The organism is Micromonospora qiuiae (genome assembly GCF_016863555.1).
Taxonomy (GTDB): Bacteria; Actinomycetota; Actinomycetes; order Mycobacteriales; family Micromonosporaceae; genus Micromonospora; species Micromonospora qiuiae.
In genome coordinates, this window is the sequence record NZ_BOPC01000021.1 from 26324 (window position 1) to 42661 (window position 16338).

At 67.9% G+C, this 16338-nt stretch carries 12 protein-coding genes and 2 riboswitches; of the genes, 7 read left to right on the forward strand and 5 right to left on the reverse strand.

The window, feature by feature from the left end:
- Nucleotides 1–7: 7 nt before the first annotated feature.
- Together Vqi01_RS07870 and Vqi01_RS07875 are read right to left on the reverse strand one after the other, a co-directional pair.
- Nucleotides 8–775 (reverse strand): hypothetical protein, encoded by a 768-nt coding sequence (locus Vqi01_RS07870; protein ID WP_204033942.1) that lies wholly within the window; start codon nucleotides 773–775, stop codon nucleotides 8–10.
- A gap of 171 nt (nucleotides 776–946) precedes the next feature.
- A complete protein-coding gene (locus Vqi01_RS07875) occupies nucleotides 947–1945 on the reverse strand; it encodes a class 1 isoprenoid biosynthesis enzyme (protein WP_204033943.1) in 999 nt (332 codons plus the stop codon).
- Between the two features lie 173 nt (nucleotides 1946–2118).
- Nucleotides 2119–2326, forward strand: a riboswitch (cobalamin riboswitch).
- Between the two features lie 131 nt (nucleotides 2327–2457).
- Between Vqi01_RS07875 and Vqi01_RS07880 the strand changes: the two genes are divergently transcribed.
- The 3 genes from Vqi01_RS07880 to metE all read left to right on the forward strand — a co-directional run bounded on the left by Vqi01_RS07880 (nucleotide 2458) and on the right by metE (nucleotide 8530).
- A complete protein-coding gene (locus tag Vqi01_RS07880; protein WP_204033944.1) occupies nucleotides 2458–4833 on the forward strand; it encodes a ribonucleoside-diphosphate reductase subunit alpha in 2376 nt (791 codons plus the stop codon).
- Nucleotides 4830–5864, forward strand: coding sequence for a ribonucleotide-diphosphate reductase subunit beta (locus Vqi01_RS07885; protein WP_204033945.1), 1035 nt, complete (start codon nucleotides 4830–4832; stop codon nucleotides 5862–5864). Before Vqi01_RS07880 ends, Vqi01_RS07885 begins: the two co-directional genes overlap by 4 nt.
- Nucleotides 5865–5970: 106 nt before the next feature.
- A riboswitch (cobalamin riboswitch) is annotated at nucleotides 5971–6181 on the forward strand.
- A gap of 111 nt (nucleotides 6182–6292) precedes the next feature.
- Nucleotides 6293–8530, forward strand: coding sequence for a 5-methyltetrahydropteroyltriglutamate--homocysteine S-methyltransferase (metE, locus tag Vqi01_RS07890; protein ID WP_204033946.1), 2238 nt, complete (start codon nucleotides 6293–6295; stop codon nucleotides 8528–8530).
- An 82-nt stretch (nucleotides 8531–8612) separates the two neighbouring features.
- On the opposite strand, the gene Vqi01_RS07895 is transcribed toward metE, so the two are convergent.
- Together Vqi01_RS07895 and Vqi01_RS07900 are read right to left on the reverse strand one after the other, a co-directional pair.
- Nucleotides 8613–8804, reverse strand: a complete 192-nt coding sequence (locus Vqi01_RS07895; RefSeq protein ID WP_204033947.1) for a DUF397 domain-containing protein — start codon at nucleotides 8802–8804, stop codon at nucleotides 8613–8615.
- Nucleotides 8797–9678 carry a helix-turn-helix domain-containing protein gene (locus Vqi01_RS07900; RefSeq protein ID WP_204033948.1) on the reverse strand — a complete coding sequence of 294 codons (882 nt, stop codon included), beginning with the start codon at nucleotides 9676–9678 and terminating at the stop codon, nucleotides 8797–8799. Before Vqi01_RS07900 ends, Vqi01_RS07895 begins: the two co-directional genes overlap by 8 nt.
- A gap of 1142 nt (nucleotides 9679–10820) precedes the next feature.
- On the opposite strand from Vqi01_RS07900, the gene Vqi01_RS07905 reads away from it, so the two are divergent.
- A complete protein-coding gene (locus Vqi01_RS07905; RefSeq protein ID WP_204033949.1) occupies nucleotides 10821–12224 on the forward strand; it encodes an alpha/beta hydrolase-fold protein in 1404 nt (467 codons plus the stop codon).
- Between the two features lie 106 nt (nucleotides 12225–12330).
- On the opposite strand, the gene Vqi01_RS07910 is transcribed toward Vqi01_RS07905, so the two are convergent.
- Entirely contained in the window at nucleotides 12331–13089 is a 759-nt protein-coding gene (locus tag Vqi01_RS07910; RefSeq protein ID WP_204033950.1) for an IclR family transcriptional regulator, read from the reverse strand.
- 146 nt (nucleotides 13090–13235) lie between these two features.
- Between Vqi01_RS07910 and Vqi01_RS07915 the strand changes: the two genes are divergently transcribed.
- The 3 genes from Vqi01_RS07915 (at nucleotide 13236) to Vqi01_RS07925 (ending at nucleotide 16336) form a co-directional block, all read left to right on the forward strand.
- Nucleotides 13236–14483 (forward strand): ABC transporter substrate-binding protein, encoded by a 1248-nt coding sequence (locus Vqi01_RS07915; RefSeq protein ID WP_204033951.1) that lies wholly within the window; start codon nucleotides 13236–13238, stop codon nucleotides 14481–14483.
- Between the two features lie 66 nt (nucleotides 14484–14549).
- On the forward strand, nucleotides 14550–15509 hold the full coding sequence (locus Vqi01_RS07920) for a carbohydrate ABC transporter permease (protein WP_204033952.1): 960 nt from the start codon (nucleotides 14550–14552) through the stop codon (nucleotides 15507–15509).
- Nucleotides 15506–16336 (forward strand): carbohydrate ABC transporter permease, encoded by an 831-nt coding sequence (locus tag Vqi01_RS07925; protein WP_204033954.1) that lies wholly within the window; start codon nucleotides 15506–15508, stop codon nucleotides 16334–16336. Before Vqi01_RS07920 ends, Vqi01_RS07925 begins: the two co-directional genes overlap by 4 nt.
- Nucleotides 16337–16338 lie beyond the last annotated feature (2 nt).

Here is a 16338-nt window from a genome sequence, read left to right on the forward strand (position 1 = left end):
GTCCGGGTCACGTCGCCGGTGCCGGCCGGGCGGTGGTGAGCAGCACCGGCCCGATCAGTGACCAACTCGCCACCCGGCCGGGCCAACGGCTACCCGAACCACTGTCTTCGGCGACGGTGACATACCGAGCCTGCGGAAAACGTACGCGTGCCCGGCCGAGTGGCACGTCCACCGGGTGCACCTCGAGGTCAGTCAGTCCTCTGCGCACGCTGTCGCTGCCCCGGCCGAAGCTGTCGGTGGGCCAGTAGCCGAACTCGATCCGGGCCTGCAACGAGGAAGCCGATTCGCTGTCGGCCTGCCGGGCGAGCAGCCACTCGACGTCCGCCGGATTGGTCAGGTCGAGGATCCGCACCGCGGATCGACTGTCGTCGGCGGTGATCCGGACCCGAAACGCGATCACCTCGAAGGAGTGCCGCCGCAGCAGGCGTGACTGATCGGCCAGCCACCGCCACTCGAAAACATTTTGCCGCCGTTCGACGATCACCAGGGCGGCGACGCGCGCGATCGCGTATCCGACCAGCACGACGGCGACGCAGCTCGTCACGAGGTGGGCCACCAGCAGGCGGTCGACGATCACGGTCAGTGCCGCGGCGGCAAGCCAGCCGAGGGTGACGTTTCGGGCGCGCTGGAAGGAACGACCAGGGCCGAACGTGAGCCGACGCAGCAGCCCGGCGGGGCTCTCCAGCGGCGCGAGCGGTATCGGCAGGTCGGGCCGTATGCTGCCCGGTTCCGCCGAGACCACCGCTGTCGTACGCAACTGCCTGCCATCCTCCACGCGCCGCCGACTCCGGGCCGGGCCTGGCCGTGGCGGCGTATGCCCGGGGTCGTCCGGCTGGTCACCATCTGGTTGAAGCGCCGGGAGCAGAATTCCTGTCTGGCTCACTGTACCCATTGCCCTCGAAGCTTCACCCAACGTGAAGCCTGCCAGGTGGCATGATGCGCACAATCAGCCCGTTCCCCGATCCGAGGCCGGGTGGATGTTGCCGGCCGGATGCAACAGCAGCCGGTGGGGTGTGCAGTCGTCCAGATCCGGGATGGGCGGGACGGACCGGCCTGCCGGCTTCCGGTGCCGGTCGTGCCGGTGGCTGACCAGAGCGCCGACCAGCATCATGAACAACATGCCGAACAGCCGGTCGCGGCGACACCGGGGCCAGCGCGCCCGAAACTCTGCCCGTAGCCACCCGATCCGCTCGGCGACCTCGGACAGGGTGATCGTGCCGGCGGTCACCTCGGTGGCGATCCCGTTGGCCCGGTCGAGGGACACGTCGTGGTAGTCGTCGAGCACCTGTAGCACGTCGCCGAGTTCCAGGAGCAGCCGCCGGTCCTCCGGCGACAACCCCGGCCGGAGCAACCCGAACAGAGCCGTGGTGCCGAGCCCGCCCTTGCCGCGGGTGATCTGGCGCAGGTCCGACCTGGAGAGGACCGAGGAGCGCTGCTGTCGAGAGCGGACCTGGAACGTGTGCATGTCCCGCAGGGCCGAGAAGACCGGCTCGCAGTCCTCGCCACGCAGGTCGGCGTCGATGGTGGCGTACAGGGCCAGCAGCAGCGATTCGGCGTCTGACCGGGGCTGGAAAGGGCCGCCGTGGAACAGCACCGTGAGGCGCTGGTCCATGTCGGGGCTGTCGTAGTTGTCGAAGAGGTCGTCGTACACCCGAGTGAACGAACTGCCGAGCACCGCCCGGTGAGCCTGGAACGCGACATTGGTGGCCTGTGCGTATCCGGACATGGCGAGACACACCTTGACGCTGGTGCTGAGCAGTATCCGGTACACCTCCCGCCGCCGGCGCGTTCCCGCGATGCTCCGATCGATCAGCGGCCCGATCGTCAGACCGAAAACCTCGGTGATCTCGTCGACATCGCGCCGCAGGTACCGGTACACGCTCGGCCACCCGATTGCCAGCGGCGTGAGCCGCAGCACGGCGAGAAGCTCATGACGCTCGGCCATGCGCCGACAGTATCGAAGAACATCACAGCGAGTGCTTGGGCGATCACGTTCGCCAAAGCCTTCGGCGGATGGAGCTGGCACGGCAAAGGACCGGCGCTGATTCTCGGGTGATCCCGCGCCTCGACACGCCCGGCACACCATCTGGTGTTGCCGGCTCGGCATCACGCCCATATATAGTGGCTCTCGCAGCTGGTTCGGCCACCAACCCGTGGTGGTCGAGGCAAGAGGGAACCCGGTGTGAGTCCGGGGCTGCCCCGCAGCGGTGAGTGGGAACGACCGCCGTCAACGAAGCACTGGGCCACCCGGTCTGGGAAGCGACGGCCAGTAGGCACGCGTACGACGCCCACGAGTCCGAAGACCTGCCAGCGTGCCGCACGCGCCGCGTGCGGCGGTCGAAGGCCGCGTGGGACGGCCGATGCCATCGCTGGTCGGTCACGGCAGGGTGCCGTGGATGGCCGGTGGCGTCCTCCCGCGCGCCCTCGATCTCGGGGACAGGCGTGAGGAGAGGACGCATGACGGTCACCCAGGAGCAGGCGGAGCCGGAACAACGCCGGCACGCGATGCGGGTGCGTAAACGCAACGGCGACACCGAGCCGGTGGACGTCAACAAGATCGTCAAAGCGGTGGAGCGCTGGGTCGCCGACCTGGACGAGGTCGATCCGCTGCGGGTGGCGACGAAGACCATCAGCGGCCTGTACGACGGGGCGAGCACGGCCGAGCTGGACAAGCTGTCCATCCAGACCGCGGCGGAGCTGATCGGCGAGGAGCCGCAGTACTCGAAGCTGGCGGCGCGGCTGCTGGCGGCGTACGTGGACAAGGAGGTCCGCGGGCAGCAGGTGGCGAGCTTCAGCCAGTCGATCCGGTACGCCCACGACCTGGGGCTGATCGGCGACGCCACCGCCGCGTTCGTGGCCGCCAACGCGCGCAAACTGGACGACGCGATCGACCCGGACGGCGACCTGCGGTTCGAGTACTTCGGCCTGCGGACCGTCGCGGACCGGTACCTGCTGCGGCATCCGCAGACCCGGCTGGTGGTGGAGACGCCGCAGTACTGGCTGCTGCGGGTCGCGTGTGGGCTGTCGCAGACGCCGGGCGAGGCGATCGGTTTCTACCGGCTGATGTCCAGCCTGGCGTACCTGCCGAGCTCGCCGACGCTGTTCAACTCCGGCACCCGGCACACCCAGATGTCGTCGTGCTTCCTGGTCGACTCGCCGCGCGACGAACTCGACTCGATCTACGAGCGCTACCACCAGGTCGCGAAGCTGTCGAAGTTTTCCGGCGGCATCGGCATCTCCTGGTCCCGGGTACGCGGCCGGGGTGCGTTGATCAGGGGGACCAACGGCAGGTCCAACGGCATCGTGCCGTTCCTCAGGACGCTGGACGCCGGGGTGGCGGCGGTCAACCAGGGCGGGCGGCGCAAGGGCGCGGCCTGCGTCTACCTCGAACCGTGGCATCCGGACATCGAGGAGTTTCTCGAGTTGCGGGACAACACCGGTGAGGAGGCTCGGCGTACGCACAACCTGAACCTGGCCAACTGGATCCCCGACGAGTTCATGCGGCGGGTCGAGGCCGACGGCGACTGGTCGCTGATCGACCCGTCCGACGCGCCGGAGTTGCCCGACCTGTTCGGCGAAGCCTTCGACGAGGCGTACCGGGCGGCGGAGAAGAAGGCCGTCCGGACGGTCAAGGCCCGCGACCTCTACGGGCGGATGATGCGTACGCTCGCCCAGACCGGCAACGGGTGGATGACGTTCAAGGACGCGGCGAATCGACTGTCCAACCAGACCGGTGTGCCGGGCAACACGATCCACCTGTCCAACCTGTGCACCGAGATCCTTGAGGTCAACAGCGACACCGAGACTGCGGTCTGCAACCTCGGGTCGGTCAACCTGGCTGAGCATGTCACCGCCGACGGCGTCGACTGGGAGAAGCTGCGCTCGACCGTACGCACCGCTGTGGTGTTCCTCGACCGGGTGATCGACATCAACTACTACCCGGCCGAGCAGGCGGCGGCGTCGAACCCGCGCTGGCGCCCGGTTGGGCTCGGGCTGATGGGTCTCCAGGACGCCTTCTTCACCCTGCGTCTGCCGTTCGACTCGATGCCGGCCCGGGAGCTGTCGACCCGGGTGCAGGAGGAGATTTTCCTGACCGCGCTGGAGACCTCGGCCGGGCTCGCCGAGCGGTTCGGCCCCCATCCGGCGTACGCGCAGACCCGCGTCGCAAAGGGCGAGCTGCATCCCGACCTCTGGGGTGCCGAGGTGGCCCAGGTCGAGCGGTGGGCCGCGCTGCGGGAGCGGATCGCCGCCCACGGCCTGCGGAACTCGCTGCTGGTCGCGATCGCGCCGACGGCCACCATCGCCTCGATCGCCGGCTGTTACGAGTGCATCGAGCCGCAGGTGTCCAACCTGTTCAAGCGGGAAACGATGTCCGGCGAGTTCCTCCAGATCAACACGTACCTGGTGGACGAGCTGAAGGCACGCGGGCTCTGGACGGCGCCGATCCGCGAACAGATCAAGCGGGCCGAAGGGTCGGTGCAGGACATCGCCGAGCTGCCGACGGACGTACGCGAGCTGTTCCGCACCGCGTGGGAGCTGCCGCAGCGGGCGCTGATCGACCTGGCCGCCGCCCGCGCTCCCTTCGTCGACCAGTCGCAGTCGCTGAACCTGTTCCTGAGCGCGCCGACCATCGGCAAGCTTTCCTCGATGTACCTGTACGCCTGGAAGTCCGGGCTGAAGACCACCTACTACCTGCGCTCGCGTCCCGCGACCCGCATCCAGCAGGCCACCGTCGCCGTCACCCCGGCCGCCCGGCCGACCGTCGCGGTGACCGACGATGAGGCACTGGCCTGCTCCCTGGAGAACCCCGAGACCTGCGAGGCGTGCCAATGACCACTGTTTCCGAACCCGGCACGGGCCAGCGACACATGTTGCTCGACCCCGGCATGGACCTGACCCTGCGGCCGATGCGTTACCCGCAGTTCTTCGACCGGTTCAAGGACGCGATCAAGAACACCTGGACCGTGGAGGAGGTCGACCTGCATTCCGACCTCGCCGACCTGGCCAAGCTCTCCCCGGCGGAGCAGCATCTGGTGTCCCGGCTGGTCGCGTTCTTCGCCACCGGCGACACCATCGTCGCCAACAACCTGGTGCTCAACCTCTACCAGCACGTCAACTCACCGGAGGGTCGGCTCTATCTGTCCCGGCAACTGTTCGAGGAGGCGGTGCACGTCCAGTTCTACCTGAACCTGCTGGACACCTACGTCCCCGACGAGCGGGAACGGTTCGCGGCGTTCGCGGCGGTGGAGAACATTCCCTCGATCGCCCGCAAGGCGGAGTTCTGCTTCAAGTGGATCGACTCGATCTTCGAGCTGCGCGAGTTGAAAACGCGCGAAGACCGGCGGGCGTTCCTGCTCAACCTGATCTGTTTCGCCGCCTGCATCGAGGGGCTGTTCTTCTACGGCGCCTTCGCGTACGTCTACTTCCTGCGCTCCCGGGGGCTGCTGCACGGCCTGGCTTCCGGCACCAACTGGGTGTTCCGCGACGAGTCGATGCACATGGCCTTCGCCTTCGACGTGGTGGACACCGTACGCGCCGAGGAGCCGGACCTCTTCGACGCCGAAATGGAACGGCAGGTCAAGGACATGTTGGCCGAGGCGGTGGAGTGCGAGGTCCAGTTCGCCGCCGACCTGCTGGAGCAGGGTGTCTCCGGAATGTCCCTGGACGACATGCGGGAGTACCTCCAGCATGTGGCTGACCGGCGGCTGGCCGTGCTCGGCATCGAGCCGATGTACGGCTCGACGAACCCGTTCGCCTTCATGGAGTTGCAGGACGTGCAGGAGCTGTCGAACTTCTTCGAGCGGCGGGTGTCGGCGTACCAGGTCGGGGTGACCGGCTCGGTCACCTTCGACGACGACTTCTGACGCGCGCGCCGTTTCGGCGGTATGGCGGTCACCCACCCACCCGGACACCGCCATATCGCCGAAACGGAGCCGATGTAGGGGCGGCCGGCATTCCCGCTCGACCCGTACCATGGCGGGTGGTGCTGGTTCGACCATCGGTCCACGGTGGTCGAGGCAAGAGGGAACCCGGTGCGAGACCGGGACTGCCCCGCAGCGGTGAGTGGGAACGACCGCCGTCAACAAAGCACTGGACCGCGAGGTCCGGGAAGCGACGGCCAGTAGGCGACCTTCGGGCCACGCCCACGAGTCCGAAGACCTGCCAGCGCTGCGCACGCCGCCGGTGTGCGCCGCCGGCGGTCTCTCGGGAGGGCCAGGGCGGGAGCCGGTACGCTCCGCGTACCCGCCTTCCCTTCCGTGCCCGCCGGGCACTTCGAGGGAAGGACACCCTGATGAGCACCCCATTCGGGCAGAGCACCGTGCTCGGCTATCCGCGCATCGGCGCGAATCGTGAGCTGAAGAAGGCCGTCGAGGCCTACTGGGCCGGCACCGTCGACGCGGACGGGTTGGCGAGCACCGCCGCCCGGCTCCGCGCCGAGGTCTGGCGTACGCTGCGCGACGCCCGCCTCGACGCGATCCCGTCGAACACCTTCTCCTACTACGACCAGGTCCTCGACACCGCCGTCGCCGTCGGCGCGATCCCCACCCGCTTCGCCCGGCTGGGCCTCTCCGCGCTGGACACCTACTTCGCCATGGCTCGCGGCGTCGACGCCGAGCCGGCGCTGGAACTGACCAAGTGGTTCGACACCAACTACCACTACCTGGTGCCGGAGATCGACGAGGACACCGTCTTCACGCCGGATCCCGCCAAGGCGCTCGGCGAGTACGCCGAGGCCCGCGACCTCGGCATCCCCACCCGGCCGGTGCTCGTCGGCCCGGCCACGTTCCTGCTCCTGGCCAAGGGCGACGATCCGCTCGCCCGCCTCGACGACCTGGTCGAGACGTACGCCGAAATCCTCACCGCGCTGGCCGGGGCGGGCGTGGACTGGGTGCAACTGGACGAGCCGGCCTACGTCGCCGACCGCAGCCCCGCCGAGATCGAGGCGCTCCGCCGGGCCTACCTCCGGCTCGGCCGGCTCGAACACCGGCCGCAGATCTTCGTGGCGACCTACTTCGGTGAGCTCGGCGACGCGCTGCCCGCCCTGCTGGACACTCCGGTCGAGGCGATCGGCCTCGACCTGGTCGCCGGGCCCGACAACGTCAGACGGCTCGCCGCCGCCGGTCCGCTGGGTGGCCGGACCATCGTCGCCGGCCTGGTGGACGGCCGGAACGTCTGGCGTACCGACCTGCGGGCCGCCGTGGCAGCCGGGGCGACGGTCGCCGGGCTGGCCGACCACGTCGCGGTGTCCACGTCCTGCTCGCTGCTGCACGTCCCGGTGGACCTCTCCGCCGAGACCCGTCTCGACCCTCAGCTGGCTGAGCGGCTTGCGTTCGCTCGGCAGAAGATCGACGAGGTTGTTTTGCTCGGCCGCGCGCTGCGCGACGGCACCACCGCGCTCCCCGCGCCGCCACCGGCCGCCCCGGTGGCCTGGCGCCACGACGACGTACGCGGACGCCTCGCCGCGCTGCGCCCCACCGACCGGCAGCGTGGCGACTACCCCATTCGGGCTGCCCGCCAGCAGGAACGGCTGGGGCTGCCGGAGCTGCCGACCACCACCATCGGATCGTTCCCGCAGACCACCGAGCTGCGCCGGGCCCGCGCCGCACACCGGGCCGGCTCCCTGGACGACGCCGGTTACCGCCAGCGGATGCGCGCGGAGGTCGAGCAGGTCATCCGGCTACAGGAGAAGCTGGGGCTGGACGTGCTCGTGCACGGCGAACCGGAACGCAACGACATGGTCCAGTATTTCGGGGAGCAGCTCGACGGCTTCGCCGCCACCGAGCACGGCTGGGTGCAGTCCTACGGCTCCCGCTGCGTCCGCCCGCCGATCATCTACGGGGACGTGGCCCGCAAAGCGCCGATGACGGTCGACTGGTCGACCTACGCGCAGTCCCTGACCAGCAAACCGGTGAAGGGCATGCTGACCGGCCCGGTCACCATCCTGGCCTGGTCGTTCGTCCGTACTGACCAGCCGCTCGCGGTGACCGCCGACCAGGTCGCGCTCGCCCTGCGCGACGAGTGCCGTGACCTGGAGGCCGCCGGGATCCGGGTCATCCAGGTCGACGAGCCGGCGCTGCGCGAGATGCTGCCGCTACGCAGGGTCGACCAGCAGGCGTACCTGGACTGGGCTGTCGGCGCGTTCCGCCTGGCCACCAGCGGTGTCGCCGACGACACGCAGATCCACACCCACCTGTGCTACTCGGAGTTCGGCGAGGTGATCACCGCCATCGACGCGCTCGACGCCGACGTCACCAGCATCGAGGCGTCCCGCTCGAAGATGGAGGTGCTCGACGACCTCGCCGAGACCGGCTACGGCCGGGGTGTCGGCCCCGGCGTGTGGGACATCCACTCGCCCCGGGTGCCGCCGCGCGACGAGGTGGTCGAGGCGCTACGCCGGGCCGTCGCGGCCGTCCCGGCGCGGCGGCTCTGGGTGAATCCGGACTGCGGCCTGAAGACGCGCGGCTACCCGGAGGTCGAGGCGTCGCTGCGGCACCTGGTCGCCGCTGCCGCCGAGGTGCGCGACAGCTGACCGGTCCCCGGTGGGCGGCGTAGCGCCCAACTTGGTACGGGAGCGCGCCCGGCGTCGTCGGGCGCGCTCCCGTGCAGCAGGTTCAGGGCCGGGTCGCCCGGATGAAGTTGGTCCAGGCGGTGGGGGAGAAGGTGAGCGCGGGCCCGCCAGGGTCCTTGCTGTCGCGTACGGCGACGAGACCGGGCAGATTGTCGGCGACCTCGACGCAGTTGCCGTTGTTGTCGCCGCTGCGGGTGCTCTTGCGCCACCGAGCGCCGACCAGGTCGTCAGCCATGATGGACCTCTTCCTTGATCTTGCTGATCAGTCTCCTTGATTGTTCCTCATCGAGCGCCAGGCTGAGGAGGCTCGCCCACACCTTCTCGTAGACTGCGAACTCTTCCGGTCTGTCGAGGTAGAGTGCCCCGGTGACCGACTCGCTGTATACAACAGACGGGTCAGGGTGAACTCGGTTGCCGAGCGGAAAATCGAGCATGACGAAGGCTCCGGCCAATGCGCCATAATGAGCGCCTGCCGAGAGCGGCACGACGCGGATCGACACATTGGGCAAGATGGTGCGACCGAGGAGTCGGTCAAGCTGCTCAGCCATGATCACCGGACTGCCGACGCATCGAAGCAGCACCGCCTCCGACAGGACCCACTCGAGCTTCGGTGCCTTTGGCAGGCGCCGAACCAGGATCTCCTGCCGTCGGCGGCGGACCTCCAAGACCTCTTCCAGTTCTTCGGGAGGCATGTTGGGGCGATTCTGGTACACGCCACGGGTGTAGCCGGGAGTTTGAAGAAGCCCAGGAATCAGGGTGTCGTCGTGCTCGCGTAGTCGGGAAGCAGCGGATTCCAGGCCGACGTACATCTCGAACCAGTCGGGGATGGCCAGGCCGTAGGCGTGCCACCAGCCCTTGGCCTTGGTCTCGCCGGCCAGGGCGGTGAGCGCGCCGGTCAGCTCGGGCGTCGCGGCGTACAGCTCGCACATGGCCCGGACGTCGACGGCGCGGGCCGGGCCGAGGCCGCTCTCGATGCGCCACAGCTTCTGTCGGCTGAACTGCATCGCCTCGGCCACCGCGTCGAGTGTCATGCGCGCCTCGGTGCGCAGGTCCCGCAGCGCCCGCCCGAGCTGCCGCCGCGGAACTGTCGATCCCATGTCGTCGGCCATCCGCCCACCCCTCTCCGTGTTGCTTTTTGTTACATCACGACGCTCGTGGTGAAACACGCGATGGTTGCTCGCTGAGCAATTCCTCCGGGCAATTTTCGCGCCTCGTCGGATACGCTTCGACCATACCGGACCAACTCGATCGCCTCCATTAAGCAGCCGACCAGATTTCCTGTCGCCAACAGGCGACCCGCCAGCGCTGCCGCTGTCTATCCGCAGCGTCACCGACAGAGTTTTTGGCCGGATGCTTAAGCAGATTTCCGATGATCCTGATCGGGAATGATTTACTTCGCGGCTAAACGCCGAGCCCGGGGGGCGAGCGACAAGGGTTGCGGTATCTCGGGGTATCCGGCCCCGTGGGAGTACGCCGAGTTGCGGCATGTCGGCGTATCCGGGCCGGTGCCCGACACGAGTTGCGGGATGTCGCGGCATCCGGGCCGGTTGAAGGCGCGGGTTGCGGCATCTCGTGCGGCGATCACGAGATGCGGCCGAAAGGCGTCGGTCCTGTTGGCTCCGTTCCGTCGGTACGGCGGTGTCCGGTCGGTCGGGATGCCGCCATCACTCCGAAACGGCGTTCGGTGCTGATCAAGCGCCTGGAGTCGGGCCCAGGCGTGGTGGCCGTGGTGCCCGGGGTGCGTGCCCGGGCAGGTGATTGGCGCGGGCTCGCGGCGGCGCCGAGCGATCTGCCACCAGGAAGCTGACCGCCGCCGGCGTTCGCGGGGTGTCGGCTCGACGTAGGAAGCTGACCGCTGCCGGCGTTTGCGGCGTGTCGGCTCGACGATCGCGCGAGCGGGGAGACGCCCGCCGGGGGTATCGCGTTGCAAATCCTGCAACGCATCGCATTGTGATGTGCAATCCACCCTTGACACTGTTGCATATGTCACTACGATCGTTGCAACTGCGTTAACGGTCTGGACAGTTTGGTTCGTCCGACCGCCGACTCGATGGAGGGAAGGCGCATGTCCGTGGCACGTCCCCATCGCACATCCTGGTCAGGTAGCCGGCGAACAAGGCCGGTCCTGGCGGGCTTGACGGTTGCCGGAATGCTGGCGGCCGTCGCGGTCTCGGCCCCCGCAGCAGCGGCACCGGCCGCGCCCCTTGGGCCTGAGGTGATCAAAACCGACCAAGCGCCGGGCGGATACGCGGTGAAGTTCCGCTACGAAGCGCCCGCGGGCGTCGACGCCGTCCACATCTACGGCGACTGGTTCTACTCGCGGCCCGAAAGCGTCGTCTGCAACGACTGCGGCGATGGCCGCCACCCGGCACAGTGGCAGCCGGGCGACATCGCGGCCACCCCGTGGCACATCATCCCGATGGAGCGGGGTGGCGACGGGGTGTGGGAGACCATCGTTCCGCTGCCCGCCGGTACCTTCCGGTACGCCTTCACGCACGACTGCACGAACCAGTTGGCGACCGGCTGCACGCTGCACCACGACCCGGCGAACGCGTGGGAGATGATGCCGCAGTATCCGGGCGCGCCAGGTGCGGTGCGCAGCACCATCTTCGTCCCGAGCAGCAAGAAGTTCCCCACCTACGACACCGACTACCAGAAGCCGCCGCGTCCCGACCGGGCCGGGACGCTGGAGTCGAGGCGCTACCCGTCGCCGCTGTCGACCAACCCGGTCGGCGTTCACGACATCGTCGTCTACCTGCCACACGGCTACGATCCGGGCCGGGCGACGCCCTACCCGACGCTCTACCTGAGTCACGGCGGTGGCGACCACTCGACCGCCTGGACGATGCAGGGAGTAGCGCACCACATCCTGGAGAACGCGATCCAGGACGGCGCGGCGCAGCCGATGGTGATCGTCTCCACCGACTTCAACGGTCTACCGGGCGGCAACCAGGGCTACGCCAACGAGCTTCGCAACAACATCATCCCGTTCGTGGAGGCGAACTACCACGTTTCCACCCGCTCCGCGGATCGCGCCTTCGGCGGCTTCTCGGCCGGTGGCAGCCGGGCCTTCACCATCATGTACGACAACACCGATCTGTTCGGCTACCACGCTGCCTGGAGTTCGGGCGGGCCGGCGGCGTCCCAGGCGCAGATCGATCGCCTGAAGGGCGTGCCCGGTGGCATCTACATCGGCACCGGACTGCAGGACCGCCTGGGCAACATCGGGGAGAACTCCCAGTTGCGGGCGGCTGCCCTGCGGGCTGCCGGCGTCGACGTCACCGAGTACAACGTCGAGGGCGTACACACCTGGCATGTCTGGCGTCCGCTGTTGAACTACTACCTGCGTAGCCTGGCGTTCCGCACCACCACGACCGGTCTCGAGGTGGAGACCGCGTCCGCGGGCAAGTCCGGCAACGTGCGGGTGACCGCGACCGCGACGGTGGGTGCGGTGACCACCAACGCTGCCTCGCCGACGGGCAAGGTCGACTTCTATGCGGGCGACACCTACCTCGGGTCGGCGCCGGTCAAGCACGGCGTCGCCCGCTTCCACAAGGCGATTGCGGGTGCCACGCTCGACAGCCCAGTGGTCGCTCACTACCGCGGCGACAAGCTGTTCAACAGCTCACGGAGCACGTCGCTGGACGTCGGCTGACCGATCAGAGCAGCCACGCCGGCCGGCGCCGAGAGCGCCTGGTGGGCCGGGCAACTGCGGTGGCACCTGGCAGGAGCAGGTGCCACCGCAGTCCGCCTGCCGACGATCAGTTGGGCGCTGGCGTGTGGCCGAGTTCCTGGGAGATCGAAGCCGCCGCTTCGCGTAGGAGCGGAAGGCTCTCCTTGAGCTGCTCAAGGTTGGCGATGACTTCGATCGCGGTGATGGAGATCGCGGCGATGACCCGGCCTCGGGAGTCCCTGATGGGGGCCGCGACGCACATGACGTAGGCGTCGTGCTCGCCGTTGTCGGCGGCCCAGCCCTGCTCCGCGACGTGGACGAGCTCGGCTTCCAGCGAGTCGCGATCCGCGAAGGTTGTGTCGGTGTACCGCTCGAAGACGACGTGCGAGAGAAGGCGGTCGCGTTCCTCGCGGGGAAGGTACGCCAGTATCACCTTGCCGACGGCGCTCGCGTAGATCGAGACGGCCCTGCCGACGCGGGAGGGCAGCTTCACGGCGTCGAACGCGGGGCTGTCCACCTTGTCGATGTAGACGATCTCGTCTCCGGTGAGCTGCGCCAGGTGCACGGTGTGACCGGTCTGCCGTTGCAACTGACGCAGGTGCGCGGCGGCGAACTGGCGTAGGTCCATCGAGCCGAGTGCGAGCTCCGACAGCTCGATCAGCCCGCTACCGAAGACGTATGTACCGGCACCGGTCTTGCGTACGAACCGTGCGGATTCCAGTGTCTGAAGGATCCGCAGCGCCGTGGACTTGTGGACGCCGAGCGTCTCCGAAGCCTCTGTGAGTGTCAGCGGATGCTCCGCTGCCCTGCGGATCAGGTTGATCGCACGCTGGATCGACTGGCCCACCGTCGTACCTCCTCGGTTGCGCTATGTGCAATGTAGCTCATTGTGATGCGCAATGACCACTTGACACCGTTGCGTATGTCACTACGATCGTTGCAACTGCCTGAGAGTGCTCCGTCCCGCAAGCTGCGCAACAGGGAGTATTGACGATGAAAACTCTGCCCTTCCATCGCCGCGCGACTGCGGCGACCAGCATCATCGCCCTCACCGCCGCCCTCCTGGTTGGCTGCACCTCGGACAGTGGTTCCGAGGACGGCGTCACCACCGTCACGTTCGCCGCCTCCACCTTCGGTGACCCGGGACGCGGCCCTCAGCTGCTGGAGTGGCTCGACGAGTTCAACACCAGCCAGAATGCGATTCGCGTCGCCGCCGCAGCGGTGCCGTACCCGACCTTCGGGCAAACTGTCCTCACGCAGATGGGCAGCGGCCGGGGACCCGATCTGATCCGCTTCGACATGCCCGAGTTCGAGGCCGCCTCGGAGGCCGGCCTGATCGCTCCGCTCGACGATGTTATCGATGTCAGTAAGTACAAGCTGCTCGAGCAACCCGACAAGTTCATGATTCACGGCGGCGTACGGCACGGAATCATCTTCGAAGCGTCCAACTACGCCATGTTCTACAACGCCGATCTGATCCCGAATCCTCCGACGAACTATCAGGAGTTCTTCGATACCGCACGGTCCCTGACCAAGGGCGATGTCTTCGGCCTGGCGTTCCGTCAGACCGAGGCCGAAGAGGCCGGTGTGTGGCAGGACATCTTCAACTACGTCTACGGCTTCGGCGGGGCCTGGTCCGACGGCACCAACCTGACGATCAACTCGCCGAAGAATCTTGAGGGTCTGCAGGCGTACAAGGACCTCTACGACGCGAACGTGATTCCGCGTGGCGCGGACGCGGCGACCTTCCGCCGCATGTTCGCCGAAGGCAAGGTCGGCATGGAACTCAACAACGGCGGCTACGTGACGGCGACCCGCGGCCAGAACGCCGACCTCAACTTCAGTGTGGCCCCGATCCCGTTCCCGGTCCGCAGCCAGGGCAGCATCCTCGCACCCATCGTGATCAACAAGGCGAGCCCGGCTCAGGATGCGGCGGCCACCTTCATCCGCTGGGCGCTGGAGCCCGAGAACCAGGTCAAGCTTCAGGAGATCCTCGGGGCGAGCAGCGTCGCGACGGTTACCGAGCGCAGCGCCGAGTCGCTTCAGGAAACACCGTTCCTGACGGTCTTCGACGAACTCACCCCGTCGAGCCTGCCGCAGATCGTCCTCGGCTTCGAGGCCAAGACACCGGACATCCGCAAGGTGGTCGTGCAGAACGTGATCGCCGCGCTGCAGGGCACGGTCGATCTCAAGACCGCGCTGGACCGTGCCCAGCAGCAGGCAACCGAACTGGTGGGCTGACCAGCGCCACCGCTGGCGCGAGAGCCCTCGCGCCAGCGGTGGACTACCTGACAAGGACCGAACCCGATGACTGTGGTGGAGCAGCAGACCAGAGCGCCAGGCTCCGTGTCCAGGCGTCGACGCGGCCGGCGTCGACCGAGCCCGCAGGGCAGCAGGTGGACGCCGTATCTCTTCCTGGCACCCGCGGCCTTGTTCATTCTCGTCTTCCAGGCAGTCCCGCTGGCACAGGAGATTTTCCTGAGCTTCACGCGGACGACACTGTTGAATCCCACCGAGAGCACCTGGGTGGGGCTGGACAACTTCGTCCGGATCTTCGGTGACGAGGACTTCCACCGGACTCTCCGCACCACCGTCGTCTACGTCATCGCGTGTGTGGTCGGTGCCGTCGGCGCCGGCCTTGCCGTCGCGCTGTTGCTCAACCGAAGCTTCCGGGGGCGGGGGTGGGCGCGAGCCCTCGTGACCGTGCCCTGGGCGGCGCCGGGCATCGCGGTCGCACTCATCGCGACGTGGATGCTCAACCCGCAGTACGGGATCGTGAACCGGTTCCTGGACGCGATCGGTCTCGGCGTGCCCGGCGGCGCGATTCTCGACAGTCCCCGCTACGCGCTGCCGGCGATCCTCGCCACGACCATCTGGCAGCTGTTCCCGTTCACCTCGGTGGTGCTGCTCTCGGCGCTGCAGTCGGTCCCGAAGGACCTGACCGAGGCCGCGATGGTGGACGGTGCCGGTCCGTGGTCGGCCTTCCGTGCCGTCACCTGGCCGGTCATCAGGCCCACGGTGGGGCTGCTCGCCCTGCTCATGACCATCTGGTCGTTGCGGCGCTTCGAGCTGATCTGGCTCATGACCAAGGGCGGGCCGGTGGGGGCGACCGAGACGCTCGTCATCGACCTCTACTCCCAGGCATTCGACTCCAAGGAACTCGGGTCCGCGGCCGCGATCGGCATGGTCGGCGTCGTCATCTCGCTCATCGTCATCGCGGGCAGCCGGTTCGTCGCCCGCGCCGCCGAGAAGGAGGACACCCGATGAAAGGGCTGCGCATCGGTCTGACCCTGCGCGTCGTGGCCGTCATCGTCGTGCTGGGGCTCGCCGTCTTCCCGCTGTACTGGATGTTCGTCACCGCGTTGACCAGCAACGCGGACCTCTTTGGCCAGGACGCCCGGCTCATCCCTGACTTCTCACAGTTCGGGGTCTTCGTCGACGCGCTGGCCGACGGCAAGGCAACCGGATGGCTGCTCAACAGCCTGACCATCGCCGCCGGTACGACAGTCCTCTCGATCGGTCTCGGCATCCCGCTCGGCTACGCGCTGTCGCGGTTCAGGTTCCGGGGCAAGGCGGTGATGACCATCGTGCTGCTGTTCACCCAGATGTTGCCCGAGGCGCTCATGGTGGTGCCGCTGTTCGCATTGTTCCGCCGGTTCGAGTTGCTCGACTCGCTCACCGGCCTCGTCCTGGCCAACTCGGCCTTCGTCCTGCCGATCGTCGCGCTCATTCTCAAGGGGGCGATCGACGGCATCCCGAACGAACTGGACGAGGCCGGCCGGGTAGACGGCGCGCGGCCGTTCACGGTGCTGACCCGCATCAACATCCCGTTGATCGCACCGTCCATCGCCGCCAGCGCGGTGATCGCCTTCTTCCACGCCTGGAACGAGTACGTCTTCGCGGTGACGTTCATCTTCAACCCGGAGATCCAGCCGGCCTCGGTCGGCATCGCGAATTTCATCGGCGAGCTGGGGACACCGATCCAAACGGTCATGGCGGTCGCCTTCATGTTCACCCTGCCCGCCGTCGTCTTCTATCTGTTCGTGCAGAGGTACGTCGTGGCCGGCATGACCGCTGGCGCGGTGAAGGGTTGATG